The sequence below is a fragment of the Shewanella sp. UCD-FRSSP16_17 genome, assembly GCF_001675935.1.
GTDB lineage: Bacteria > Pseudomonadota > Gammaproteobacteria > Enterobacterales > Shewanellaceae > Shewanella > Shewanella japonica.
On record NZ_LZFV01000024.1, the window covers coordinates 448,998 to 475,060 of the forward strand.

A 26,063-nucleotide genomic window follows, 5' to 3' on the forward strand; every position below is an offset into this window, starting at 1 on the left:
AGCCCAAACGCACTTGAGTGGCACTTGGGCTTTAATCGAAATAACTGCTGATTTGCTAGTGTTAGTCAGCGCTTAATCACTATTGTTGTTCACACTAACTGTTTAAACACCGTGTCTAATCAGAGTTTTTTGGACTCAATTGTTGCTCATTATGAGCTTGCTGAGCTGTATTGATGCGGGTCGGAATACCAGTACGTTGCTCTAATAAGCGTTTAAGCGTAAATGAATCGGTATCAGCATGCGCCACAATCGCAGTAATTTGTTTGTTTAGGGTTAAAGGGAGTTGCTCATTCGACTCAAACTGCTCAATGGTTTCAGACAGTGGTTGATGAACTTCTAAATAACGATTTCCGTCAGGTTCAACAGTAGCCTTAATCGGTTGGTTAACAAACTCGACTCGTGTGCCTACAGGTACGCTATTAAACAGGTGCTCGATGTCATCTTCTCTAAGTCTGACACAGCCTTGGCTGACTCTCAGACCAATGCCGAACGAGGCATTAGTGCCATGGACAGCGAATAAATTACCAACGTAGAGCGCGAAAAGCCCCATTGGGTTATCAGGGCCAGCTGGCCAAACATCGGGTAACTCAACGCCTTTTGCTGCGTATATTTCACGTGTTTTTTGAGTAGGAGTCCATGTCGGATTCGCACGCTTGCGGTACACTTGAGTGACCCAATTCTCTGGTGTATCTCGTCCAACTTGACCTATGCCTATAGGTAATACTTCAACAGTGTTGGTCCCTTTAGGGTAGTAATATAAACGCATTTCAGCGCTATTAATCACAATTCCTTTACGAGGCGCATCTGGCAAAATTAACTGATGAGGAATAACCAGTGTGCTACCAGGCTTAGGTAGATATGGGTCGACACCAGGGTTGGCTTCCATCATGTTGCTCAAGCCTAACTGAAACTCAGCAGCAATGGCTTCTAGGGTAAGTTTACCCTCTGGAACCACGTAATACTGGTTTTCACCAATTAATCGACTTTCTTTAGCTGGCAGACGGTATTCAACAGCTGCAGCATTGAGACTCGTTAATAAGGCTGATATAGCAATTAAACTGACGCAAAACGACTTAATCATATGGGCGACGGATTCCTAATTTTGTTTACAGTGGTCAATTATTATTAAGTATTAATTTTATACCAAATATATATTAACTAATACTTAATAATTAACCCTTAAAGGGTAACAAGTTTGGCATCCTTGATCATTCTTATACTGATTTCAAGCTAGGTGGTGTTTGAAATCAGTTTTACCCTTACGTTTCTTTTGAATATTAATCACTGATTAAATCCCTTTTTATGAGTGATTAATCTTTAATTATTTTATTTAAAAGCCTTCCGAGTATTTATTGATATAAGGAAGGGGTTTCTTTAGTCGGTCTAGTTTTGAACCTTCTATGTAACCACATGTATTGGCTACGGTTTCTATCAATAATGTTTTCAATAATCTTGTTACCACGAATCGCATCTTCGAGTTCATTCTCACCAGGGAAATTATCCAGTGGCGGCATGATTTCCATGTGATAACCGTTATCGTCAGCGTTTCGTTCAACGAAAAAAGGCAATACCTTGGCTTTACCAAGTTTCGCCAGGGTCGTTGCACCAGTAATTGTGGCGGCATCTGGTACTGCGTAAAGCGGAATAAATACCGCACTAGAGCGACCAAAGTCTTGATCTGCTGTATACCAAATCACATCGGGATTTCGCAGGCTTCTGACCATATTACGAAGATCACGTTTAGGTACAAGACCTTTATTCGAACGTAAGCGGCCATTGACCTGTAAGTACTCCATCACAGGGTTATCATGCGGGCGATAAACCCCGATTCCTGGCTGGAATTGGCCAAACATTCTTGCGCCCATTTCTAATGGTAAACAGTGCACTGCAAACAAGATGACACCATTGCCATTATCTAAGGTGTCACGCACGTGCTGATCGCCTTTCATGGTCATATGACGTTGCACTTTATCATTAGACCACCACCATGCGTTGATGGTATCAAATAAGGCTTTGCCGGTTTCTTCAAAGTTGCGTGTTAATAAAGCTGTTCTTTCTTGCTCTGGCATATCAGGAAAACACAAACTTAAATTTCGCTCTGCTGTGTGCTTTCTACTGCCAGCAAATTTCAACACTAAACGGCCTAACCCTTTACCCATTGCCATTTGCCAACGCAAAGGTAATAGTTGAGTTAGCCTCATTAATCCAACACCTAACCATAGTGGCCAATGTTTAGGATGTAATAAATGAGAACCAAATTGCGCTTTTTCTACCACGGAACACTCACTTTTAAATCAAATTAGTTTCTATTCTAACTTAATTTTATAGCAAAATTAGGTACAATCACCGTTTAATGTCAGCAAAAGAAAAAGTTTACTATGAAGGTATCTCTCCCAGCATTCGAAAAAGCCCGTGTACTAGTTGTCGGTGATGTCATGCTTGACCGCTATTGGGTAGGGCCTACAGGGCGAATTTCACCAGAAGCGCCTGTGCCAGTAGTTAACATTAAAGACATAGAAGACCGTCCAGGTGGTGCTGCTAACGTGGCATTGAATATTGCCGCATTAGGTGGACAAGTTCAGCTTGCAGGCATTGTTGGTGCCGATGAAACAGCTCAAGCATTGACCGTAGGTGTTCAAGCTCAAGGTGTAGAACCTCGTTGGTTAACTGTTGCCGACAAACCAACCATCACTAAATTACGTATTTTTTCACGTAACCAACAATTAATTCGCCTAGATTTTGAAGAGAAATATAGTCGCGCTGACAGTGATAACTTATTAAACACCAGTGAACCAATTTTAGATAATGTCGATGTACTGGTCTTGTCCGATTATGCTAAAGGCGCAATTGATTCCCCTGTTGATTTTATTGCCAAAGCACGTGCTAAAGGCGTGACCGTATTGGTTGACCCGAAAGGCAGTGATTTTTCTCGTTATCGAGGTGCATCATTATTGACGCCAAACATGAGCGAATTTGAAGCCGTAGTCGGCCCTGTCGTAGATGAGGCGGATCTCATTGCCAAAGCTAAAGGCTTAATTGAACAATTTGAGCTAGGGGCTATTCTAGTCACTCGTTCAGAAAAAGGCATGACGTTAATTAGCCAAGATGAAGCTGAACTACATATCCCTACGGTTGCCCGTGAAGTTTATGATGTGACTGGTGCAGGCGATACAGTGATTTCTGCGTTAGCTAGTTCATTAGCTGCCGGCAGTTCAATGGCACAAGCTTGTTCTATTGCCAATATGGCTGCAGGTGTTGTGGTTGCAAAATTAGGTACTGCAACGGTAAGCCGAATTGAATTGATTGAAGCACTTGCATTAAATCAAGGCGAGTCGGGCTTTGGTGTGGTCTCAGAAGATCAGTTAATGTATGCCCTTGAGCAAGCCAGACTACGTGGTGAAAAAGTGGTCATGACCAATGGTTGTTTTGATATTTTACATGCTGGGCATGTGAGTTATTTACAACAAGCCAAAGCTTTAGGCGATCGTTTAATTGTTGCTGTGAATGACGATGCTTCAGTTAAACGCTTAAAAGGTGAGGGAAGACCGGTCAACCAAGAGGACCGCCGTATGGCAGTGCTTGCAGGTTTAGCGTCTGTTGATTGGGTGATTCCGTTTAGTGAAGACACACCACAACGTGTTATTAGTCGTTTATTACCTGATGCGTTGGTTAAAGGCGGTGATTATAAAGTCGAAGAGATTGCTGGCGGAGCTGAAGTTATGGCAGCTGGTGGCACGGTTGAAATCTTAGGGTTTGAAGATGGCGTATCAACCACAGCGATAATCGAAAATATTATGGCTAAAAAGTAGTGAAATTTCTGGCCCTGATTATTGGGCTTAGTTTTTTCAGCGCTATTATTGTTGGCGTTAGTCCTAAACAGGCTAACGCTAGCTCAATAAGTCGTGAGAGCCATAATCGTTTCAACCCCCTTTCTTACCCCAGTTATTCCTCTCTATATTCAATCGGCCAAATACATCAACTGACTGATAAACAAGCGCTGATTTGTCCAATTGCTCATTATATTTCTTGCATAAAACAGCTACCCGCGAGAGTGTCTGCACAATTGCCTTTACGTCAGTCGGTATCACAAAGCTTGGGTCTTAAAACTGCGATGGTAATGCCAGTTGTTGATCAAGATATTGCAGGTATCGTGGTGATAAATGACAAGCTGCCAGTGATTAATCAAAGTGTGGCACTTAACGGTCAAGCGTATCAATTTAACCTTGAGCAACAAACTCAACTGACTTTGTGGCATGAGCTAGGGCACCTTGAAAATATTTCGCTGCAAGAGAGTCATTTATTGCTGCCATTAACCCCTTACCAGCACGAATGGCTTGCTGATTACTACTTAGCGTGGCGCTTAGCTCATGAGTCTGGAAGTGTGTCACTGATTTGGCAGCAGTTGCATAGACGCAATATTGCTGTGATGAATACCACTGGTAATATTGGCCATTGGAGCTCTCCACAATTATTGTGGCTACTAAATCGCTATGAAGTTGATGATATTATTGCTTTTGAACAATATGCTGACTTCATCGCTGATGCTTATCCCCACGCGCCGCAAATCAATGACACCGAAATGGATGAAATATCAAGCCTGATGCAACGCACATTTGGCCGTGGCGCCGTTCAAGCTTTGCCGCATTATATGTTTTGGCAACAGCAGCGTTTAATTGAAGTATTACATCCGACGTTAGTGCACCTGATGGGAGCTGAACTTGCTAATGCATGGCTAATTCAGCAGTTCTCAGAAGCCGAAAAGGTTATAAGCACTGATGAGTAAAACTGTCAGGTTTGAACCATGATGAAAATGTTTCAGTTAGCGTAGACTGTTGTCATGAATATTTACATTTCAATCTGAAACGCTTTCAAATAGTGTTTACCGCTAGCTAAATTATTAAAAGCCTTATTATTGACTGACGCAGTGGCTATTTCTGTAAGATTAATTGGTGATATGTTTGCTCTTTAGCCAATGTTAAAATCCATAGTTAAAGTGCGTGTTAATAAATTGTACTTTTTAAAAAGACAAGCTAGATAAACATTTGATAGGCTATGCAAAATTTCATTTCATTGAGGTAGTTACTAGAAATAGTAACGATATTTTTGTATGGCAAAGCGTTCTAGAATCGATACTGAAATCACCATAAAATTGATTTTAGATGAGGCGTTTGAGCAAATCCTGACAATTGGGTTTGAAAACATGTCTTATACATCGTTATCAAATGCTACAGGTATCAGCCGTACAGGAATTAGCCATCATTTTCCCCGAAAGGCAGACTTTCTTTCGTGTTTAGATTCACGTATTTCAGCTCGTTTTTGTGAAGGGTTAGATTTTAGCTCTGTGCAATTACTTGAGTCTTCATGGCGACATTTTATTAGTCAAGATCACGCTAAAGCCGTCCTTAAATTGTTTTTTAGCTTGTGTGCTTCTAGCCAGCAAATTCAGGGACGCTTCAACACAGTTAACGATATTCGTTATAAAGCGCTGATGAGATTAGGTGATGAAGGTGGCTTTTGCATTGATAGGTTAATTGGTCAAAGCGCTGTGACCATGTTTAGTGCACAAACTGAAGAAGCTGTAGCGGCTTTAAACCTCATAAAGGCTAGGGCCTGTTGATCTTTGCTGGTTAAGTTTTGTTCGAAATAAAAGCGTTTTAATTGAGGCGGATGGATTGATGCCTAATCATCTAAGCAAAATTTATCCAACAAAGAGTAAAACGCTTTTACTCGAACCCTTTGGGCAGCGTTTGTTGGCCATTTTTACTGCGTTATTAACTTTTTATGTAGAATAACTACACCACAAAGTCTCTTCCTTGTATAAATGGCCAACAATTCGCTGCAAAAACAACCTTGAAAGATCAACAGGCCCTAGTCATTGTCTTTTCCCTGTGCCCTGTGCCATAAAGCTGCGCAGGGGAGGTCATCAAAAAACTTAGAAATGCCACTGTACATAGATGGTGTTGTAGTTACTGCCACCTTTAATGCGCCCGAAAGCTGAGCTTGTTTCGAAAATGCCTGAACGATGATGAATACTGTAACCTAGCCATGCATTTTTTAATGGCGCATGGTTAAATACATCGCCTAGATTGACGTCAAATGAGAAGTCTAAATAATTAAGTAACTTTGATGGTCGGTAATCTTTTTCATCTAACTCACTGCCTTCAATGTAGGTGACATCAGACACATAAGACAAGCCTTCTGCAACACCAAGGCGGAAGCGCCAGCCTAAATCAAAGGTATAAAATGCCTTAACTCCGATGACACCTTCAGCTAAATTGTCTTGCACTTCAGAATCATGATGCCAAACACCACCCGCAGTAAAATAAAGATCAATTGGGAGTGTGAATAAATTGTCTGTTAAGGGTATGCCATAAAATAACGACGTCATTTGGTTGTTATAACGGTCACCTTTTGCATTGCCTGTTAGGATATCATTTAAGTTTGAAGGCGTGGCCCAACCGTGCGCGACCCTTAAAAACTCACCACTTTCCTTAGGTATTGGGTTGGTATTAGGTCGTTTAGCATCGGGGTAAAAACCAAAACCGAAGAAGGATTCTAATTGATATTGGTTTTCGATTGTCGGTAAATCATAAATATCATCTTCAAGGCGCGTGACGCCAAAGTTGGCAAGCAAGTATAAGTTACTGGCAAGGTGGTAACGGGTATTTAACCCTGCAGAAAACGCTAGACCTGCACCAGGATCAATTTGATCTAGCCCGTAATAGTGCTCATTAAATGAATCACCTTTCCATTCAAATTCTGCATATGGGTTTAATTGCCAATCACCCGCCGTCCAGTGATATTGTGTTCGAGTATAGGCGTAATAGCGTTTATCTCCATCACTTAAAAAGGCAACATCAGCTTCTAATCCATCTTTTTGAAAGCGATATTGCACACCAAAATCAAACGCATCTGATTGAGTTTGATTTTGATATTCTTGGGGAATATCGACAAAACGAAATCGAGTATATAAATTGACTTGATGTTCTTGATGACTCCACAAATGGACACCGGCTTCTAAACCATCAATAAAAAAGTAATCATTTTCAAACTCGATTAATGGCATGACATCCGTAACAACATCTGATTCAGTTGCGTAAGGAATATCGGCGCGACGCATGCCAATGCCGACTCCCCATGTTGAAGGAAAGTATTTTTCTGACTCGCTTTCTTGTGCCTTGCTCGTTTGAGTTGTATTTGACGTAGATGTAGCCGTTGAAGGGCTATTATCACTGGCATAAGACATTAAAGGGCTAGTGCATAATAAGATCGCACATAAGCGAGAGAAGTTAGACATAGTGCTTTAATACCAATAATAATGGAGTAATGGACTTTACAAACCACTTACAAATTGTTTAGTGGCTAACAGATGTATTTTATTGAATATTAGTGGATTATAGCATGACGTTTTTTAAAGTAATCAGTCCCCAGCTTTTTTTGTAGCAAACTGTTAACTTCTTTTGTTACTGATGAAATTGATTAGCGAATCGATTGAATAAGGGTTTTGGGTTGTTGCCAAAAAGAATAGTTATGTTTTCCTGCTTGTTTAATGCCGTACATGGCATTATCAGCTTGCTCACAAACTTCAGCAAAAGTGTCGTGTTTTGCAAAGCAACTAATGCCGATACTTAAGCCTAATGATACCGACTTTTCTTCTATAGTGACGTTCTGCTTGTAATGATTCACTAATGACCCCGCCAAAATACTAATGAGTTCATATTCTGAAATCGCTGTGATAATGACAAACTCATCTCCACCAATTCTAGCAATGCTCACTTGTTTACTCGCTAATAGCTTATCAGCATAGTGTTGCAGGGTTTGGCTGATATTGATTAGTGCTAGGTCACCAAATCGGTGGCCATGATGATCATTGATCATTTTAAAATTATCAACGTCAATAAATAACAAGGTTCCAGAGTCAAAGTTGGCATCGTGTTGTAAGGATTTGAACGCTTTTTTAGCTGCGTTTCGATTGAGTAAATCAGTAAGCGGATCGCGATGCGCCAGTCTGGCTAAATCGAGTTGGTAACGTTTTTCTTGGGTGATATCGATGTGGGTGCCGAGGATTTTTAACGGTTTACCATCTGATGTGTATTCTACAATTCTGCCACGATCAGAAACCCATCGTACGCTTCCATCTTTGTGGATCATTCGATGTACGGCTTGGTACACGTTTTCTTTGCCTTCAATATGATCTTCAAAAGCTTTAATGACCCAGTCTTTATCATCTGGATGCAAACTTCCTTTCCAACTTTCCATATTCGCGGCATATTCTTCACGGGTGTAACCCAGTAATGACCCCCACTCTTGATTATAGATAAGTAAATCACCAGAAGGGACGTGTTGCTCCCACAAACACAACCCTGTGCCGTCAAGCGTTGCTGAAAGCTGCTGTTGCAAGTGAATGTTATGTTGTTTTAGGGCTTCATTTTCGCGCGTTAACCGCTCTATTTCTGCTGCTAATGCACTGAGTTGCGAAGCTTGGGTATCCATATGGGTCAATCATCCGTGTTCGTCAGAAAAGAACTCAATCTACTTTTGTACTTTTTTTAGCCTAAATAGTCAATTGTGTAATTTTGTAAGCTAAAGATTGATGAATCGATAATGCTATCGCATTTATTGTACTCTTCAAGGTGTGTGTTTTAGGTGTTTTATTGAGCATGTTGAAAATAACTCAAGATAATAATGGCTTATAAACTGCCTTAATCTAAGGTATCGGGTGTGGAGTGTCATTGTTGGCAAGTATTTAACGAATTAAAGCGAATGAGTTTTACTGTTATTGTTTTAGGAAATACTCATTTATTGTCGTTATTTTTAAGCTTTGATTTTATTTCAGCCATAAAAAAGGCCACATCGTGGCCTTTTTTATTAGAGAGGTTGGTTAATCAGCTTCTTTTAAGCTCGCTGTTAACTCAACGATGCCTTTTTTACCATCGCCGAATAACATTAATGAGTTATCCATAGCGAACAGTGGGTTAGGTAACCCAGCGAAACCTGGACTTAATGAACGCTTAATTACTACAACGGTTCTGGCTTTATCAACGTTTAGAATCGGCATGCCATAAATCGGGCTTCCTTTATCTTCACGCGCCATAGGGTTGGTGACGTCGTTTGCACCGATGACGATGGCCACATCAGTTTGTTCAAACTGTGGGTTAATTTCGTCCATTTCGATTAGCTGATCGTAAGGTACTTCAGCTTCTGCAAGCAATACGTTCATGTGACCTGGCATTCGGCCTGCAACTGGGTGAATAGCATACTTCACATCGGTTCCGCGGCTTTGGAGAACATTGGCAAGTTCTCTTACAGCATGCTGTGCTTGCGCCATAGCTAGGCCGTAGCCAGGGACAATGACCACACGCTCAGCCGTTTCTAACATCATGGCGATTTCATCTGGCGAAGTTGATTTGACTTTACCTGCGTAGATTTCATCTGCATCAACTTTTTCACCGCCTTCAGCCATGACACCAAATAACACGTTAAACAATGAACGGTTCATTGCTTTACACATAATTTGAGTCAAGATGATGCCAGAAGCCCCGACTAAAGAACCTGACACAATCAATACTGTATTACCTGTGATGAAACCGGTTGTGGCAGCAGCAATACCAGAGTAAGAGTTCAATAGTGCAATGACGACTGGCATATCTGCGCCGCCAATAGGAACAACAAGCAGCACACCTAGCACAACCGCAACAGCAACTAATGCATACATTAAACTAGTGTTAGTTGGGTCCATTACAATGGCAACAGCGAGTGCAAGTGCACTGATCAGCAAGATGACATTTAATGGTTTATTACCTGGGACTTTAATTGGGTTACCCGAAATCAGTTCTTGTAACTTTGCAAAAGCGACAAATGAACCCGACAGGGTGACAGAGCCAATAATAATTGTTGCACCAATTGAAATTAGTGCCACGGTATTGGTCGCTGCTGCAGGATCTAGGAAGCTTGCCGCAGCGATTGCTAGTGAGGCTCCACCACCAAAACCATTCAGTAAAGCAACCATTTGAGGCATGTCAGTGACTTTAATTTTAGTTGCCATCACTGCGCCGATTGTTCCACCTAATAACACCCCTGCGATGATCCACTCATAGCTAAGAATGCTTTGATCAAATAAGGTGACTACAACGGCAATAAACATCCCCATTGCCGAGAGCTGATTACCACGCACAGCAGTACGTGGTTTAGTTAACCCTTTAATACCTAAGATAAATAAGACTGCGGCAACAAGGTAAGCTAAATATATAAATGTTGTCATTGAGTCTATTTCCTTTTGAACATGGCAAGCATACGGTTAGTGACCATATAGCCGCCTACCACGTTAATTGTTGCTAATACCACGGCAATAAAACCAAGGACATTAACCATAATTCCTGCCCCAGAACCAGCAGAAAGTAACGCACCAACTAAAGAGATACCAGAAATGGCATTGGAACCTGACATTAAAGGAGTATGTAAGGTTGGTGGCACTTTAGTGATGAGTTCTACACCTAAAAATACTGCGACGACAAATAGTGTCAGTAAAAGCAATAGTGTCATATCCATTATGCTGTCTCCTCAGACGGTGACTCAGGCGCTGTGAGTGGAGCTAAATTCAGTAACTCTCTCAGGCGAGCGCTACTCACATCATTACCATGAGCAACAACCGTATCTCGTACAATTTCATCTTCAAAATCAAGAACCAATTCACCTTCATTATTAATCAGTAAATTCAGTAGGTTCTCAACGTTTTTGCCGTACATTTGACTCGCATGATTTGCCGCAGTGCTTGGTACATTTGAAGGGCCTAAAATCATTACGCCGTTATGCATAATCACTTCATCAACCTGGGTTAACTCGCAGTTACCACCACTTTCAGCGGCGAGATCTACAATGATAGTTCCGCTTTTCATTCCATCGACCATTTCTTTAGTGATGAGCACAGGGGCTTTACGACCAGGAATGGCAGCTGTGGTGATGACGATATCTTGCTGGGCAAGTACATTAGCCATGGCTTGTTGCTGACGTTTTAAGAAGTCATCACTTTGCTCTGTGGCATACCCGCCTTTGGTTTCAGTGTTTTCTGCTTCGATATCCAGCTCAACAGGCTTTGCACCAACAGAGATAATTTGCTCTCTAGCTGCAGGGCGAATATCGTAAGCTTCTACAACTGCACCTAAACGTTTTGCCGTCGCACAAGCTTGAAGACCTGCCACGCCCACACCCATAATGAATGCACGAGACGGCTTTAATGTGCCTGCTGCTGTCATCATCATAGGAAATAAACGCGGCGCTTTATGGGCTGCAAGTAATACAGCTTTGTAACCTGAAATGGTTGCCATTGATGATAATACATCCATGCTTTGAGCACGGGTAATACGTGGGATCAGTTCAAGTGCGATTGCACTGCCACCTGTATTTGCTATCGTTTGGGCGTTTTGTGGATTTACCAGTGGATCCATCATCCCTATAACCAATTGATGTGGTTTTAATACCGCACTAATTTCATCAAATTGATCACCCTTACAGTTTACCACTGTAATGATATCGGCTTCAGTGAGTAAGGCTTCTCGTGAAGAAGCTATCGTGGCTCCAACCTTGACGTAATCGTCATCGGTAAAGCCTGCTTGTAGTCCAGCGCCTGATTCTACGATCACTTGTAGCTGTTTTTTCATTAAAATGGTCACGTTGGCAGGGATTAACGCAACACGTTGCTCACCTGAGTGACTCTCTTTCGGTAGACCTAATTTCAAAAGGACAACCTCTTAGTTATATGTAGGGAAGGGTCGGGTCGTTTTAGTACTTCATCGTGCTTAACACTGCCATCGCTAACAGTGATGAGTAAGAAACAATTTTAGTACCATAATTTTTAACGTGCATCATTCTGGCAAGTCTTAGGTTTGATACAAGTAAAGAATGCGTGAAATCTCATTTTTACGGAGGTCTGACCTAAAAGTTTGCGCTACACCACACTTTTGTAGCTTAAAAAACCGCCTTTGCATATTCCTTAATGGAATAAAAAAGCAATTTTTATTATTTTTTGGTTGTAAGGATTAGGAGTAGTCTGATGACATTAAACTGTTATAGGGCCATCTTCTAATGTTGTTAAAAGAACTTTCTTCATTTGCTTCACCATTGTCTGAAGGACAAGTGGATAAGCTAAAGCAGCTCACTTCTGAGTTATCTGCGACACAATTAGCTTGGGTAAGTGGCTATTTAGCAGCGACCGCTAATCAAGGACAGGTTGCACAAATACCAGAGGCTGCTCCTGCTCAAACGGTCACAATTTTATATGGTAGCCAAACGGGTAACGGCAAAGGCATCGCAACGACATTGGCTGCGCAAGCTAGCGCAAAAGGTTTTGCTGTTAACCTAGCCTCTATGGCTGACTACAAGGTTCGTCAACTTAAACAAGAAACCATTTTGATTGCTGTGGTCAGCACCCATGGCGAAGGTGAAGCGCCAGATGATGCCATTGAGTTACATAAATTCTTAGCATCGAAGCGTGCACCAAAGCTTGAGCAATTGAATTTTTCTGTGCTTGCTTTAGGTGATACCAGTTATGAATTTTTCTGCCAGACAGGTAAGGACTTCAGTGAGCGTTTAACTGCATTAGGCGCCAAAGAGTTATTGCCTATTGTTGAGTGTGATGTGGACTATGAAGACGCTGCTGAAAACTGGCAAGAGCAAGTATTAACTGCCGTTGAACCCTTAGTACAAGCAAGTGGCGCAAGTGTCGTATCAATTGATACTGCAAAATCTTCTGCAGAAAGTGAATACACCAAGCAGCAGCCTTATGAAGCAGAAATACTGGTTAGTCAAAAATTAACCGGACGAGATTCTGATAGAGATGTTCGTCATGTAGAGATTGATTTAGGTGAGTCAGGTATACGTTATGAAGCGGGTGATGCACTAGGTATCTGGTTTACCAATAGCTCAGGTTTAGTCAACGAGGTAATAACGGGCCTTTCGTTAGATGCTAACGCTGAAGTGACAGTAAGCAAGCAAACGCTAACCCTTGAGCAAGCTTTACTTGAAAAGAAAGAACTGACGCAACTTTATCCTGGACTTGTTACCGCATGGGCAGAGTTAGCTGGCAATGGCGCATTAACAGCTATTGCAGCAGATAAAGAACAAACACGACAGTTTGTATTAGGTCATCAACTAGCCGACTTAATTACCCAATATCCAGTGACCATTGATGCTGACAAATTGGTTGCCTTATTGCGTCCTTTAACGCCTCGTTTGTATTCAATTGCTTCTAGCCAAGCTGAAGTTGAAAGTGAAGTGCATTTAACTGTGGCGTTAGTTGAGGATGAAAGAGAAGGACAAACTCGTTTTGGCGGTGCATCTCACTTCTTGGCGTCTGCTGAAGAAGGACAAACAGTTAAGGTTTATGTCGAGCCTAACAAGCACTTTAGATTGCCTGAAAACAATGATACTCCCGTTATTATGGTGGGCCCTGGAACAGGTGTTGCGCCTTTCAGAGCATTTATGCAACAGCGTGCTGCTGACGGTGTTGAAAGCGATAGCTGGTTATTCTTTGGTAATCCGCATTTTGAGCAAGACTTCTTATATCAAGTTGAATGGCAACAATACCTTAAGTCTGGTGAGCTAAGCCGATTAGATGTGGCATTTTCTCGCGACCAAGCTGAAAAAGTATATGTGCAGCATCGTATTGCTGAGCAAGGTGAAACCCTATGGAACTGGTTACAAAATGGTGCCCATTTCTATATTTGTGGTGATGCTGAGCGTATGGCCAAAGATGTTCATCAAGCCTTGATAAACCTTGCAATTGAGCACGGTGGTTTAGATGAAGCTGGTGCCGAAAATTATTTAGAAGAATTACGTAGCGCCAAACGTTATCAAAAAGACGTTTACTAATTGCCATAAAAACATAACAAGATATGCGCTAGAAAGATGAACGCTGGCGTGAGCAAAGCATTGATAGAGGCCACATGATGAGTGAGCAAAAATTAGCAGTAAACGAGTACTTAAAAACCGACAGTGATTATTTACGTGGCACGATTAAAGAAGGTTTAGATACCCAAGTCACGGGATCATTTAGTGATGGCGATCAGCAATTAATTAAGTTTCATGGTTTTTATCAGCAAGATGATCGTGATTTAAGGAATGAGCGTAAAGAGCAAAAGCTAGAGCCTTTATATAGTTTCATGCTGCGTGCTCGTGTGCCAGGTGGTATTTGTTCGCCTGAACAATGGTTAGATGTTGATCGTATTTCATCAACATTAACAACCTCGAATAGTATTCGTTTGACGACACGTCAAACTTTTCAATATCACGGCATTCCTAAGCGTAATTTGAAAACCCTGATCCAAGGTTTAGATAGGGCAGCATTAGATTCGATTGCAGCTTGTGGTGATGTTAACCGTAACGTGATGTGTAACCCAAATCCTGTTGAGTCTAAACTACATCAACAGGCTTATGCTGTAGCAAAAGAATTGTCAGATCATTTATTGCCTCATACTCGTGCTTATGCCGAGATTTGGTTAGATGAAGAAAAGTTATTAGACACTGAAACTAATGAACCTGTTTACGGTAAAACCTACCTACCACGTAAATTCAAAATGGCCGTTGCTGTACCGCCAGATAATGACGTGGACGTGTATACCAACGATTTAGGTTTTGTTGCAGTGGCAGAAGCAGGTGAGCTTGTTGGCTTTAATTTAGTTGCTGGCGGTGGCATGGGCTCAACGCATGGTGAAGTGGAAACGTTTCCAAGATTAGCTGATGATTTTGGATTTATTAAAACTGCAGATGTGATCAAGTTTGCAGAAGCCGTCATGACAGTTCAACGTGACTGGGGTAATCGTGTTAATCGTAAGCGTTCACGTTTAAAGTACACCATAGTTGATCATGGCGTTGCTGAATTTAAAGCTGAAGTTGAAAAACGTGCAGGTGTCAATTTTGAACCAAAACGTGATGTCGTGATTGGCGATCGAGGCGATCGATATGGTTGGGTTAAAGGTGTTGATAATAAATGGCACCTGACCTTATTTATCGAAAGCGGTCGTATTAAAGATGTTGAAGGTCAAACATTGCAAACGGGTTTACGTGAAATTGCCAAAATTCATAAAAGCGATTTTAGAATGACATCTAATCAAAATATGATTATTGCTGGTGTTTCAGAAGAAGATAAAGCAGCGATTGAAGATCTTGCTCGCCAACATGGTTTTTTTGGTAAGTTAATCAGTCAGACCCGTGGTCATTCAATTGCCTGTGTTGCTTTGCCTACATGTCCTTTGGCGATGGCGGAAGCTGAGCGTTATTTTCCTGAGTTTATTGACCATATTGATGCATTACAGACGAAACATGGTATTAGCGAACAAGCCATCGTGGTGCGTATGACAGGCTGCCCTAATGGCTGTGCAAGACCCTTTGCGGCCGAGATTGGTTTAGTTGGCAAAGCTCCTGGGCGATATAACTTATACCTAGGCGCAAGCTTTGAAGGTACGCGATTAAATAAAATGTACAAAGAAAACATTCAAGAAGCTGAGATTTTAGCTGAATTAGACAACTTGTTTGGTTTGTATGTACAAGAGCGTGATGCTGGCGAAACTTTTGGTAACTTTACCGTTCGTCATGGCATCGTGAAAGCAGTAAATGATGCTGCGAAAGATTTTCATGGTTAAGGCTCTAATTGAGTCTTACCAATGAGGGATTAATGATGATTAATCAAAATGAATTGCTTGCGCTACTGACTGCTCCTAAAGAGGAGCAGGCTATTGTATTAGCGCAAGTGAATGAGTTTTTAGCTGGATTAACAGCACAAGAACGTGTGACTTGGGGCTTAGCACTGTTGCCGGGCGAACATGCATTATCATCTAGCTTTGGTATACAAGCTGCGGTTATGTTGCATATGGTAAGCCAAGCACAAGCTGATATTCCTGTCTTGTTGACTGATACTGGTTATTTGTTTCCTGAAACTTATCAATTTATTGATCAGCTCACAGAACGATTGGAGCTAAATCTTAACGTTTATAAAGCAAGCGAATCGTCTGCTTGGCAAGAAGCGCGTTACGGAAAACTGTGGGAACAAGGACTTGATGGTTTAGAGAAATACAACCGTATCAATAAAGTTGAGCCTATGCAGCGCGCTTTAAACGAACTCAATGTTGGTACTTGGTTTGCTGGACTTCGTCGCTCACAGGCAAGCACCCGTGAAGCGTTACCTATTTTAGCCATTCACGGAAATCGTTTTAAATTACTGCCGATTATTGAATGGACTAATAAAGACGTGCATGAATATTTAACCAAACATGATTTGCCTTATCATCCTTTATGGGAGCAAGGGTATGTTTCGGTGGGTGATACTCACTCTAGTAAGCCGTTAGAGCTTGGGATGAGCGAAGAAGAAACACGTTTCAACGGTTTAAAGCGTGAGTGTGGTTTACACTACGAAATATAGCTGTGTATTCAAGCGTGATTGACCGACTTAAAATATCAGCATCCGTGCTGATATTTTTTATTTTGCATAAAATCAATGAATAAAATAGTTTGGTTACGCTTTATTTATCTAGCGTTTAACCTCATTCAATTGGGGTATATTGTTCGCTCAATTAAGACTATTGACTGATTTTATATCTGCTGACATTTTTTCGTCAAAAATCGACTTTAAAATTATGCACAAGTTAATTTTATAGTCTAAATTAGAAAGTTCCCGTAGATGGTTTTTGTCGACACTTTAGGTGGGTTGTTGCTCACCCAGTACCTCCAAAAGCCTCACTCGATTTATCGAGTGCCCAGTGATTGGCTTGCTAGCGTAAGTGCAATCAACTTTGATTTCTCGGTAAGTCACCCTTGGGTGACTTACCGAGAAATTCCCCTTCGTTTATCGTTTACTCGATGTCATCGACTAGTCAGCCATTAAACATTTTTTGGCAAATATTTTGTAAATGATGGCTTATCCTGCCCGTTTTCTGTGATTCATTAAAAAATAATGCTAAGTTATTGCGCTAGCTATTAAAAATTGATGTTGATGTGTCGCATTAACCTAATTGAACTCAAAACTAAACCAATAACTCTCAAGGAAGAGTGACTTGTTTTAATGTGCATGTAATTTATGGAGCAAAAAATGAAAAAACTCGCAATTGCTGCGGCTGTTATTGCAGTTGGTGCCGGTGCTTATGTACTCACAAGTAAAGAAGATAACGCTGTTTCAGCGAATGAAATGCTGCAATACATTCCGGCTGACACCTTACTATTTTCAGGTCAGCTAACGCCATTTCCTCTGGAAGATTATTTATATTCCATGCCAATGGGATTAAATAGCAAAGCTTCACTTGAGCAGTTAGAGCAAGCAGGCCCTTTTAGCACTGAACAAGAGCGTTTTTTTGTTAGCTTATATAAGAGCTATCTAACCAGTTTTGAAAACCCAGATTTATTCTTAAAAACGTTTGGTTTTCCTTCTCAAATTGAATCTTATACATACACTTTAGGTGCATTACCGGTATTCAAGATTCAGGTTGAGAATGAGGCGGCAATTTGGGCTTTATTAGATAAGGCGTCTGAAGAGAGTGGCTTAGTGCATAAAGCTGAGTCGATTAAAGGCCTTGAATATCGTGCTTATCCTCTGATTGCAGAAGATGAAACCATTGATATGGTTTTTGCACAACAAGACGGCTGGTTGACGATTACATTAAACACTTCGTTTAACCAAGCTTCGTTGTTAGAAACCGCTTTAGGGCTAACGAAAGTCGATAACCCTATCAGTGATACTAATGTCATCGAAAACATTACGTCTACACATGGCTTTTTACAAGACAGCATCAGCTTTGTTAACCATGTGGAGTTAGTGAAAGGATTAACTTCTTCTGATGGCAATATGTTGGCGAAGCAACTGACTAAATTGGTTGAGATGGATGGCACTCAAAGTGATCCATTCGCTGAATTCAAAACACCAGAATGTAAAGCTGAATTTGGTGCTATTGCAGCTAATTGGCCAAAAACGGTGATGGGATTAACGTCATTCTCCGTTGATAGAAAGCAAACTAATTTTGATGCAAAAGTCGTGATTGAGTCTAATAACCAAGTGATACTAGGTGCATTGACTAAAATGCGTGGCTTTATTCCTGGTTTTGCCCAAAACCTCAATGACAATGTAGCTTCTGTAGGCATTGGTTTAAACGTGATGCAATTGGCGCCGGCATTGACTGAAATTTGGCAAGATCTGCAAACTCCGAGTTATCAGTGTGAAGCGCTAGCGCAAATGCAATATGGCTTAAGCGAACAAAATCCGGCGATGCTCGGCATGATGACTGGTATGGCGAATGGCGTGCAAGGCGTTAGTGCATCTATCATCGACTTCACCTTAACTGATGAAAATGGTGAGCCTGGATTTAAGCAGTTAGATTCGTTAATTGCTCTTTCTGCCAATGATCCTGATATGTTACTCAACATGGTTAAGCCTTTTGTACCTCAGTTAGCGAATGTTGAACTCACTAAGAATGGTGATGCGGTCGATGTCACTCCATACTTAATGTTACCGCCTGAGCTTGGCGTCACTGCTAAAATGGCGGTTAAAGACCAGCATATTGTGATTTATAGCGGTGAAAAAGGTGAAGCATTAGCGAATCAGCTAAATGATGAGCAAGTGGTCGCTAACGGCTTAACAGCAATGTCGTTAGACTATCAGAAACTTCTCACGCCAGTGTTGAAACTGATTGAAGACAGTGGTGAACCTATTCCTGAAGAGATTTCTGCTTTGAAAGATTATGATATGCGCATGCAGTTTACTTTCGATGTCACCGATAAAGGCCTTGCTATCTCTACCAAAGCGAATAGCAAAGCAAAATAAATCATTATGATTACTAATAAAAAAAGGTGAACCTTTGCGGTTCACCTTTTTTATTTACTTATTTGTCAGCGTTATAAAATGTCGTTAATTGATACGCCAATACCGATACGTTGGTTATGGTGATTATAATCAATCATGCTCTCGCCATAACCGTTAAAGTATTGTGTATATAATCTAAGGTTACCTAGTATAGGGTAACTCCAAGTTGCTTCTATTGCGCCTTTATTGGGGCTATCTAAATTGTTACGTCCCATTAAGGTAAAGCGATGTTCACCTAGACCATAAATCGCCGTCACTTCAAAATTCCCCATGTAATCGCCGATATCCGGGTTGTCATCACCATCTGCTGATGTTGGAGTTTCTTTCTCATCTTCAGGAATGCGATACCAAGCTTTAAATCCGAGTGCAAAAGGGCCACGATCAAAAACCATTTCGCCATAAATACGATTCCAGCTACGAGATAAACTTCCTGACTTCCCATTTGATTGATGGACAGCACCAAGGCCCCAAAATGAGTTTCTTAGGCCTGCAACTTCCCAGTCATTGTTGAATAACATAAAAATTTCAGGTTCGTGATTAGTTTCTCTGAAAGGAGATGAGATGTCTTTGTTATATACCTGCCAATAAGATTGGTTGGTATAAGCAAAAAATAAATGGCCATTATCACCAAAAACATTGTACCAAAGAGGAAACTTGAAGCTTATTTGAAACTTAGCTTCAGCATTATCAACGTGCTCATCAGCGTCGTCGTTGCCCGTCTTAAAGTCGACGTATGGAGCAGTATTCGGGGTGTCATTGTAAGTGTAAGGCAGGATGTAATTCACCTTATGAGGTGTGATCACGAAGCGTTTTTCAGATGTCTCTGTCTCACTCTTTACTCGTTCATCAACTAATGACTCATTTGCGAATGCGAGTTGAGAAACGTCATAGAGCATGCATATCGTCAAAGCGATGCCAAAAAATGTTCTCATTGAATTCCCTTTTTACTTAATTTTCGTCATAGGTTATCACCGCGGATACAAAGGTGAAACAAAACTTGCGCATTTATAAAACAAATATAAGACAACAAAGTGCAAATACTAGCAGCGTAATATGTACTGAAAAAAGATTAATAGATAACTCTGTATATAACTAAAAGGAATAAAAGCTAATCAATACATATTATATGTGGAATATATAAACCGCTATATTTACCCTTAATTAATTATCGAAAGGTAAGTAGGTCATGGAATTAGTATCAATGCCTGGTCAGCAGGCTAAAGGCAAAGTATGGTTGGTCGGTGCTGGTCCCGGTGATGTTGAACTACTCACGTTAAAAGCTTATCGCGTTATTAAACAAGCTGATGCGGTACTTTATGATGCACTTGTTAGCCAAGAAATTCTGGATCTTATTCCTGCTGCTGCAGAAAAAATAGCTGTAGGTAAGCGTGTTGGTAAACACAGTGCTGCACAAGATGAGATTAATCAATTATTAGTGACTAAGGCGTATACCCGTAAAAATGTGGTTCGTTTAAAGGGTGGCGACCCATTTATTTTTGGTCGCGGTGGAGAAGAGCTCCAAACTTTAGTTAAAAGTGATGTTGAATTTGAAGTCGTCCCAGGTATTACAGCCGCTAGTGGTACAGCAGCTTATGCTGGAATTCCACTCACTCACCGAGATTATGCTCAAGGAGTGTCGTTTATTACTGGGCATTGCCAGTTGGAGAGTCGACCGATGGATTGGCAAGGCTATGCTAATTCATCCAACACCTTAGTGGTGTACATGGGTATTTTGAATGCCAATATTATCAGTGAAGGCTTAATGAGCCATGGCCGACATCCTGATACACCAGTGGCTATTGTGTCTAAAGCAACCACGGCTTTACAACAAAGATTTATCGGTAAGTTAAGTGACTTACCCCAATTAGCGGCAGATGCAGCACTTGAAATGCCTGCGCTGATGATTATCGGTGAAGTAGTTGAGCTTGCGGAAACGTTAAACTGGTTCACACCAGCATCCGCAACGACTTCCCAAATACATTCAGAAATTACAGCCCTCGGATTGTAATTTACCCATTTTATTAATTTCTAACTGTTTTGCAGTCTTGGTAATGGAGAGTAATCATGGCAAGTCGTTCATTAAGCCATTTAGAACAACTGGAAGCTGAGAGTATCCAGATCATTCGTGAAGTCGCAGCTGAGTTTGATAACCCAGTGATGCTGTATTCAATTGGTAAAGACTCTTCGGTAATGCTTCATCTGGCCCGTAAAGCTTTCTATCCTGGCAAGATCCCATTTCCTTTATTGCATGTTGATACAGGCTGGAAGTTTAAAGAGATGATTAAGTTCCGTGATGAACAAGCCAAAAAATTTGGTTTTGAATTACTGACACATCAAAACCCAGAGGGCGTTGCTCAAGGCATTAACCCTTTTGACCATGGTAGTTCCAAGCACACTGATATCATGAAAACGCAAGGCTTAAAGCAAGCTCTTAACCAATATGGATTTGATGCTGCTTTTGGTGGAGCACGTCGTGATGAAGAAAAGTCTCGTGCTAAAGAGCGTGTTTATTCGTTTAGGGATAAACATCACCGTTGGGATCCTAAAAATCAACGACCTGAGTTATGGCGTACATACAATGGCGCAGTCAATAAAGGCGAAAGCATTCGCGTATTTCCATTATCAAATTGGACAGAGTTAGATATTTGGCAATATATCTATCAAGAAAACATTGAGCTTGTTCCGTTATATTTTGCGGCTGAACGTCCTGTAGTACAAAAAGGAAGCCAGTTGATCCTTAAAGACGATGACAGAATGCCATTAGAGCCAAATGAAGAAGTGACTTATCAGAAGGTGCGTTTTAGAACCTTAGGCTGTTACCCATTAACTGCGGCAATGAATTCTGAAGCAGACACCTTAGAAAAGATTATTGAAGAAATGCTGCTAACCCGCTCAAGTGAGCGAGAAGGGCGTCTTATTGACTCTGATCAAAGTGCCTCTATGGAACTTAAAAAACGTCAAGGGTATTTCTAATTTTCTGTGGTGAATGGTTTTCGAGAATTGAATTGATACGAAATGTCATCGTAAAGAATGTAAGTGAGAAAAATTATGGATCAAGCAGTGAATAATACCACCAAAATGGCAGCCGAAATCGAGCAGCATGGTGTGAAGGAATATTTAGCGCTTCAGCAGAATAAAGGCTTATTACGCTTTTTGACTTGTGGCAGTGTGGATGACGGTAAAAGTACTTTAATTGGCCGTTTATTACACGATAGTGCGCAAATCTATGAAGATCAGTTAGCAAGTATTAAAAATGATAGCGCCAAAATGGGAACGACAGGCGATGAAATTGATTTAGCGCTATTAGTTGATGGTTTACAGGCTGAACGAGAGCAGGGTATTACGATTGATGTAGCGTATCGCTACTTCTCGAGTGAAAAACGTAAATTTATTATTTCAGATACCCCAGGCCACGAGCAGTACACCCGTAACATGGCAACAGGTGCATCAACCTGTGATTTAGCTGTAATTCTAGTGGATGCTCGTTACGGCGTGCAAACACAAACTAAACGTCATGCATTTATTGCATCGTTAGTGGGCATTAAGCATTTTGTTGTCGCTGTAAACAAGATGGATTTAATGGCATTTGATGAGTCAGTATTCAATAAAATAGAAGCCGACTTTAAAGAGTTCGTTAAAGATTTTGGTGAGCTTGACCTTCACTTTGTGCCACTGTCAGCGCTTAAAGGTGACAATGTTGTTGACCGCAGTCCGCAAACTGACTGGTATCAAGGTGGCACTTTATTAGAGCTATTAGAAACCATTGATACACAACGTGAATTAGCCGACTTGCCAGCTCGATTCCCTGTGCAATATGTTCAGCGCCCAAATCTAGATTTTAGAGGTTTCTCCGGCACTTTAGCCTCTGGTTCATTTAAAGTCGGTGATGAGGTCGTTGCTCTACCTTCTGGTAAGCGTAGCAAGGTTGCTCGCTTGGTCACTTTTGACGGTGATTTAGAAGAAGCGGTTGCAGGTCAAGCCATTACAATTACATTAGAAGATGAAATTGATATTTCCCGTGGCGACTTAATTGCAAAGCCCGACAGTGCACCTGCACTAGCAAACCAAATTCAAGCTGACATTGTGTGGATGGATGAAAAACCTCTACAGATTGGTGTGCAGTATGACGTTAAAGTGGCAGGTAAAAAGACTCAAGCAAGTGTTAGTTCAATCGAATATGTGGTTGATGTGAATACACTAGCAAAAAGTGATGCTGACAGTCTGCCATTGAATGCAATTGCAAGAGTTCATTTAGAGCTCACTGAATCGATTATTTTAGATCCTTATACATTAGTGCGTGACACTGGCGGCATGATCGTTATCGATCGTCTAACCAATGCAACTGTTGGGGCTGCGATGGTTGTAGCAGGTCAGCAAGGTAGTTTGCAAGCTGACTCTCAATTTACTCCATTTGAAGTTGAGTTAAATGCACTAATACGTAAGCATTACCCTCATTGGGAAGCGAAAGATATTAGTGTCTTTGGAAAATAATCAATGAGTGAAGTGTGGCAGCTGGCTATTATATTAATTGCCTTGGTTGGCGGGTTAGTCGCTGGTCTTGCGTCGCCTGCCGCACTGTTCTTTTTTGCACTGTTAACCACTTACTTATTCGGGTTGGTTGATATATCGAGTGCACTTGTTGGCTTTACCAATAACGGCTTAATTACCTTAATCTTGCTCGTGTTAGCTGCGATTGCCTTAGAGAAGACCTCCCTCTTGGCGAGGCTGAGTCAAATGATAGGCAATAGTTCACTGCCAATGACGTTAGCTAAGTTGGGTGTTTCTACTGCTTTATTATCATCATTTACAAACAATACGGCTGTTGTTGCTTCACTGATTGGTGTTGTTCGCCGCAATCAAACCCATGCGCCAGCTAAGCTTCTACTACCGCTAAATTATGCTGCGATATTAGGGGGCACGCTCACATTAATTGGTACCTCCACTAACTTAATCGTTAATTCGTTTGTTGAAAATGCCAACTTGAAACCGCTTGGTTTTTTTGAATTTACATTGGTTGGTATCGTACTGGTTGTGAGCGGCATCGTGTTGTTAATGTTAATCGCCAATACACTTCCTGATAGGCGGGTTGATACGGCAGAAGAGTCATTACCTTATTTGTTAGAAGCGCATGTCGCCGATACATCTGCCTTGGTGGGTAAAAGTGTTGTCGATAACCGTTTACGCGCGCTTAAAAAATTGTATTTAGTCGAGTTAGAGCGCAGTGGTATTCGAATCTGTCCAGTGCCACCTCAGTTAGTGCTACAAGCTGGCGATGTACTGCGTTTTAGTGGTGCTGTTGAGTCAGTTGAACTATTGCATCAATTTGATGGTTTGGAGTGGTTCGGCAAGCAACAAGCTAAAGGTCAAAACCTTGTGGAAGCAGTGCTGTCTCCTGCGTCTAAATTAGTGGGAACTAGCTTAAAGGATGCGCGTTTTCGTGAAGAGTACGATGCGGCTGTAATGGCAATTAGGCGTGGTCACCTTCCGTTAAAAGGGGGGCTTGGGGATATTGAATTACAACCAGGTGATGTTTTATTGATTACGCCTGGCGATAGCTTTTCGACTAATCCGAGGTTAACTACGGATTTTGCTGCCATTAGCGGCCTAGATCTTAGCGTTAGGTTAGATAGCAAACGCAGTAATTTAGTTTTGTTTGGCTTTGCTATAACCATATTAGCCAGTATTGCAAATATCTTACCCTTAGCTAAAGGCTTGGTGCTGTTGCTATTAGGCTTGCTGGCGATTGGTGCAGTGAATATGACCGAAATTAAACGTCGGTTTCCTATAGAGCTGGTGGTGATTGTTGGTAGTGCACTGGGTCTAGCAAATTTAATGCTTGAAACAGGGCTTGCGGATGTCATGGCGCAAGGAATGCTTGGCGTGTTGAATGGTTATGGCTATTTTGCGGCTTTTGTGGGGATTTACTTTGTTACTTTGATTCTCACTGAGTTGATAACCAACAATGCTGCAGCTGCGCTGTCTTTTCCTGTTGCCTATGCCGTAGCAGTTAATTATGGACTGGATCCAAGACCTTTCATCATGGCGGTAGTTTTTGGAGCAAGTGCCAGTTTTATTTCGCCTTATAGTTATCAAACTAATCTCATGGTATTTAACGCAGGCAATTATAAGTTTAGTGATTTTGTTCGTTTAGGGTTACCGATGTCGGTGCTTTATTCTGCGGTTGTGATTTCTGTTGTACCAATCGTATTTCCTTTTAAGTAATCAGCAAATTAGGCTGAATTTGGAGTCTTTATGACAGACATAGTATGGCATCAACATGTAATTGACCAAGCTGCCAGAGGTGACCAGAAAGGTCAAAGTCCAGTGTTGCTTTGGTTTACAGGGCTTTCAGGTTCAGGTAAGTCAACATTAGCGGGAGCACTTGAACGAGCTTTATTTGAGTCAGGCTTCCATACCTATCTACTTGATGGTGACAATGTTCGTCATGGTTTATGTAAAGATTTAGGCTTTAGCTTGGAAGATCGAGACGAAAATCTACGTCGTGTCGGTGAAGTTGCTAAGTTAATGGTTGATGCAGGTTTAGTGGTGCTATCAGCTTTTATTTCACCGACTTTGGCAGAAAGAGAACGCGTGAGAGCATTATTTCCTGAGGGGAAGTTCATTGAAATTCATGTATCAACGCCTTTGAGTGTCTGTGAAGCTCGCGATCCTAAAGGGCTTTATGCCAAAGCAAGAAGTGGAGAAATAGCGAATTTTACTGGCATATCTTCGCCTTATGAGCAGCCCCTTGCAGCTGAATTGACCATTGATACCAGTAAAGGTGATTTAACCACTCAAGTAAATACCTTGCTGGATTACTTAAGCGCCATTCAAGTGATCGATGGGAAGCAGCTTTCTGCACTAGCTTAACCATTACTCACTATTTTTGACACGGTATAAGCGCATTGCTTGTGCCGTGTTTTTACTTTTAGACTATTTTTAGTCTTCAATGTTAACATTTGCGTTTTTCACCAAGAAGAACGTTAACATCCTCCAAGAAATTTCATTTCATTGTCATACAGATATTGTTGAGTTTACTGTGATCTAGGTCTATGTTGTTTGGTAGTATGTTGTGCTACATCAACAGCGCTTGGTGAGTTTTTGTGCTTATTGGGCCGTTTTTTAGTTTCATAATTGAAATTTTATCTCGGACTCAGTTCAAAGTTTTAGCTCAAATTCGTTTTTTGTCGTACATTTATTTCACATTATATTTAAAAGGTGTGAC

Annotated in this window: 20 protein-coding genes; 12 read left to right on the plus strand and 8 right to left on the minus strand. The window is 41.2% G+C overall.

What is annotated here, in order from left to right; all coding sequences use genetic code 11:
* Positions 1-115: 115 nt before the first annotated feature.
* Together A9267_RS13470 and A9267_RS13475 are read right to left on the minus strand one after the other, a co-directional pair.
* Complete coding sequence (locus A9267_RS13470; protein WP_055025121.1) at positions 116-1,081, minus strand: L,D-transpeptidase family protein; 966 nt, start codon at positions 1,079-1,081, stop codon at positions 116-118.
* A 268-nt stretch (positions 1,082-1,349) separates the two neighbouring features.
* On the minus strand, positions 1,350-2,276 hold the full coding sequence (locus A9267_RS13475) for an LpxL/LpxP family Kdo(2)-lipid IV(A) lauroyl/palmitoleoyl acyltransferase (RefSeq protein ID WP_065109521.1): 927 nt from the start codon (positions 2,274-2,276) through the stop codon (positions 1,350-1,352).
* Between the two features lie 102 nt (positions 2,277-2,378).
* On the opposite strand from A9267_RS13475, the gene hldE reads away from it, so the two are divergent.
* From hldE to A9267_RS13490, 3 genes are all read left to right on the plus strand, one after another.
* A complete protein-coding gene (gene hldE / locus A9267_RS13480; RefSeq protein ID WP_065109522.1) occupies positions 2,379-3,809 on the plus strand; it encodes a bifunctional D-glycero-beta-D-manno-heptose-7-phosphate kinase/D-glycero-beta-D-manno-heptose 1-phosphate adenylyltransferase HldE in 1,431 nt (476 codons plus the stop codon).
* Complete coding sequence (locus tag A9267_RS13485) at positions 3,809-4,783, plus strand: hypothetical protein (protein WP_082972370.1); 975 nt, start codon at positions 3,809-3,811, stop codon at positions 4,781-4,783. The genes hldE and A9267_RS13485 overlap by 1 nt, the downstream gene beginning before the upstream one ends.
* Before the next feature lie 324 nt (positions 4,784-5,107).
* The gene (locus A9267_RS13490) at positions 5,108-5,617 is read left to right on the plus strand and encodes a TetR family transcriptional regulator (RefSeq protein WP_065109523.1); all 510 of its coding nucleotides are present in this window, start codon (positions 5,108-5,110) and stop codon (positions 5,615-5,617) included.
* A gap of 315 nt (positions 5,618-5,932) precedes the next feature.
* Here A9267_RS13490 and A9267_RS13495 read toward each other — a convergent pair whose 3' ends face one another.
* The 5 genes from A9267_RS13495 to A9267_RS13515 form a co-directional block, all read right to left on the minus strand.
* Positions 5,933-7,297: a MipA/OmpV family protein gene (locus tag A9267_RS13495; protein ID WP_065109524.1), complete on the minus strand. Its 1,365-nt coding sequence runs from the start codon at positions 7,295-7,297 to the stop codon at positions 5,933-5,935.
* Between the two features lie 182 nt (positions 7,298-7,479).
* Positions 7,480-8,493, minus strand: coding sequence for a sensor domain-containing diguanylate cyclase (locus A9267_RS13500; protein WP_065109525.1), 1,014 nt, complete (start codon positions 8,491-8,493; stop codon positions 7,480-7,482).
* Positions 8,494-8,881: 388 nt separating this feature from the next.
* Entirely contained in the window at positions 8,882-10,261 is a 1,380-nt protein-coding gene (locus A9267_RS13505; protein ID WP_055025127.1) for an NAD(P)(+) transhydrogenase (Re/Si-specific) subunit beta, read from the minus strand.
* A gap of 5 nt (positions 10,262-10,266) precedes the next feature.
* Positions 10,267-10,542 (minus strand): NAD(P) transhydrogenase subunit alpha, encoded by a 276-nt coding sequence (locus tag A9267_RS13510; RefSeq protein ID WP_055025191.1) that lies wholly within the window; start codon positions 10,540-10,542, stop codon positions 10,267-10,269.
* 5 nt (positions 10,543-10,547) lie between these two features.
* Positions 10,548-11,735, minus strand: a complete 1,188-nt coding sequence (locus A9267_RS13515; protein WP_055025128.1) for a Re/Si-specific NAD(P)(+) transhydrogenase subunit alpha — start codon at positions 11,733-11,735, stop codon at positions 10,548-10,550.
* Between the two features lie 346 nt (positions 11,736-12,081).
* Here A9267_RS13515 and A9267_RS13520 point away from each other — a divergent pair, with 346 nt between their 5' ends.
* From A9267_RS13520 to A9267_RS13535, 4 genes are all read left to right on the plus strand, one after another.
* Positions 12,082-13,866 carry an assimilatory sulfite reductase (NADPH) flavoprotein subunit gene (locus A9267_RS13520; RefSeq protein ID WP_065109526.1) on the plus strand — a complete coding sequence of 595 codons (1,785 nt, stop codon included), beginning with the start codon at positions 12,082-12,084 and terminating at the stop codon, positions 13,864-13,866.
* Between the two features lie 77 nt (positions 13,867-13,943).
* The gene (gene cysI / locus A9267_RS13525; protein ID WP_065109593.1) at positions 13,944-15,635 is read left to right on the plus strand and encodes an assimilatory sulfite reductase (NADPH) hemoprotein subunit; all 1,692 of its coding nucleotides are present in this window, start codon (positions 13,944-13,946) and stop codon (positions 15,633-15,635) included.
* Between the two features lie 32 nt (positions 15,636-15,667).
* A complete protein-coding gene (locus A9267_RS13530) occupies positions 15,668-16,411 on the plus strand; it encodes a phosphoadenylyl-sulfate reductase (RefSeq protein ID WP_065109527.1) in 744 nt (247 codons plus the stop codon).
* 666 nt (positions 16,412-17,077) lie between these two features.
* The gene (locus tag A9267_RS13535) at positions 17,078-18,799 is read left to right on the plus strand and encodes a hypothetical protein (protein ID WP_065109594.1); all 1,722 of its coding nucleotides are present in this window, start codon (positions 17,078-17,080) and stop codon (positions 18,797-18,799) included.
* Positions 18,800-18,870: 71 nt separating this feature from the next.
* Here the strand turns inward: A9267_RS13535 and A9267_RS13540 are convergent, their stop codons facing one another.
* Positions 18,871-19,734 carry a phospholipase A gene (locus A9267_RS13540; protein WP_055025194.1) on the minus strand — a complete coding sequence of 288 codons (864 nt, stop codon included), beginning with the start codon at positions 19,732-19,734 and terminating at the stop codon, positions 18,871-18,873.
* 290 nt (positions 19,735-20,024) lie between these two features.
* Here A9267_RS13540 and cobA point away from each other — a divergent pair, with 290 nt between their 5' ends.
* The 5 genes from cobA (at position 20,025) to cysC (ending at position 25,708) form a co-directional block, all read left to right on the plus strand.
* The gene (gene cobA / locus A9267_RS13545) at positions 20,025-20,846 is read left to right on the plus strand and encodes a uroporphyrinogen-III C-methyltransferase (RefSeq protein WP_055025131.1); all 822 of its coding nucleotides are present in this window, start codon (positions 20,025-20,027) and stop codon (positions 20,844-20,846) included.
* Positions 20,847-20,902: 56 nt separating this feature from the next.
* The gene (gene cysD / locus A9267_RS13550) at positions 20,903-21,811 is read left to right on the plus strand and encodes a sulfate adenylyltransferase subunit CysD (protein WP_055025132.1); all 909 of its coding nucleotides are present in this window, start codon (positions 20,903-20,905) and stop codon (positions 21,809-21,811) included.
* Positions 21,812-21,886: 75 nt separating this feature from the next.
* Positions 21,887-23,329, plus strand: a complete 1,443-nt coding sequence (cysN, locus tag A9267_RS13555; RefSeq protein ID WP_065109528.1) for a sulfate adenylyltransferase subunit CysN — start codon at positions 21,887-21,889, stop codon at positions 23,327-23,329.
* A gap of 3 nt (positions 23,330-23,332) precedes the next feature.
* Complete coding sequence (locus A9267_RS13560; protein WP_055025134.1) at positions 23,333-25,060, plus strand: SLC13 family permease; 1,728 nt, start codon at positions 23,333-23,335, stop codon at positions 25,058-25,060.
* 30 nt (positions 25,061-25,090) lie between these two features.
* On the plus strand, positions 25,091-25,708 hold the full coding sequence (gene cysC, locus A9267_RS13565; protein ID WP_055025135.1) for an adenylyl-sulfate kinase: 618 nt from the start codon (positions 25,091-25,093) through the stop codon (positions 25,706-25,708).
* Positions 25,709-26,063: the final 355 nt, after the last annotated feature.

Coding starts and splice junctions, on each gene's coding strand:
- cysI (WP_065109593.1), top strand. CDS start 13,944: ATGAGTGAGCAAAAATTAGCAGTAAACGAGTACTTAAAAACCGACAGT.
- A9267_RS13495 (WP_065109524.1), bottom strand. CDS start 7,297: ATGTCTAACTTCTCTCGCTTATGTGCGATCTTATTATGCACTAGCCCT.
- A9267_RS13520 (WP_065109526.1), top strand. CDS start 12,082: ATGTTGTTAAAAGAACTTTCTTCATTTGCTTCACCATTGTCTGAAGGA.
- A9267_RS13560 (WP_055025134.1), top strand. CDS start 23,333: ATGAGTGAAGTGTGGCAGCTGGCTATTATATTAATTGCCTTGGTTGGC.
- A9267_RS13540 (WP_055025194.1), bottom strand. CDS start 19,734: ATGCTCTATGACGTTTCTCAACTCGCATTCGCAAATGAGTCATTAGTT.
- A9267_RS13510 (WP_055025191.1), bottom strand. CDS start 10,542: ATGACACTATTGCTTTTACTGACACTATTTGTCGTCGCAGTATTTTTA.
- A9267_RS13505 (WP_055025127.1), bottom strand. CDS start 10,261: ATGACAACATTTATATATTTAGCTTACCTTGTTGCCGCAGTCTTATTT.
- cysN (WP_065109528.1), top strand. CDS start 21,887: ATGGATCAAGCAGTGAATAATACCACCAAAATGGCAGCCGAAATCGAG.
- cysC (WP_055025135.1), top strand. CDS start 25,091: ATGACAGACATAGTATGGCATCAACATGTAATTGACCAAGCTGCCAGA.
- cobA (WP_055025131.1), top strand. CDS start 20,025: ATGGAATTAGTATCAATGCCTGGTCAGCAGGCTAAAGGCAAAGTATGG.
- A9267_RS13535 (WP_065109594.1), top strand. CDS start 17,078: ATGAAAAAACTCGCAATTGCTGCGGCTGTTATTGCAGTTGGTGCCGGT.
- A9267_RS13490 (WP_065109523.1), top strand. CDS start 5,108: ATGGCAAAGCGTTCTAGAATCGATACTGAAATCACCATAAAATTGATT.
- hldE (WP_065109522.1), top strand. CDS start 2,379: ATGAAGGTATCTCTCCCAGCATTCGAAAAAGCCCGTGTACTAGTTGTC.
- cysD (WP_055025132.1), top strand. CDS start 20,903: ATGGCAAGTCGTTCATTAAGCCATTTAGAACAACTGGAAGCTGAGAGT.
- A9267_RS13500 (WP_065109525.1), bottom strand. CDS start 8,493: ATGGATACCCAAGCTTCGCAACTCAGTGCATTAGCAGCAGAAATAGAG.
- A9267_RS13530 (WP_065109527.1), top strand. CDS start 15,668: ATGATGATTAATCAAAATGAATTGCTTGCGCTACTGACTGCTCCTAAA.
- A9267_RS13470 (WP_055025121.1), bottom strand. CDS start 1,081: ATGATTAAGTCGTTTTGCGTCAGTTTAATTGCTATATCAGCCTTATTA.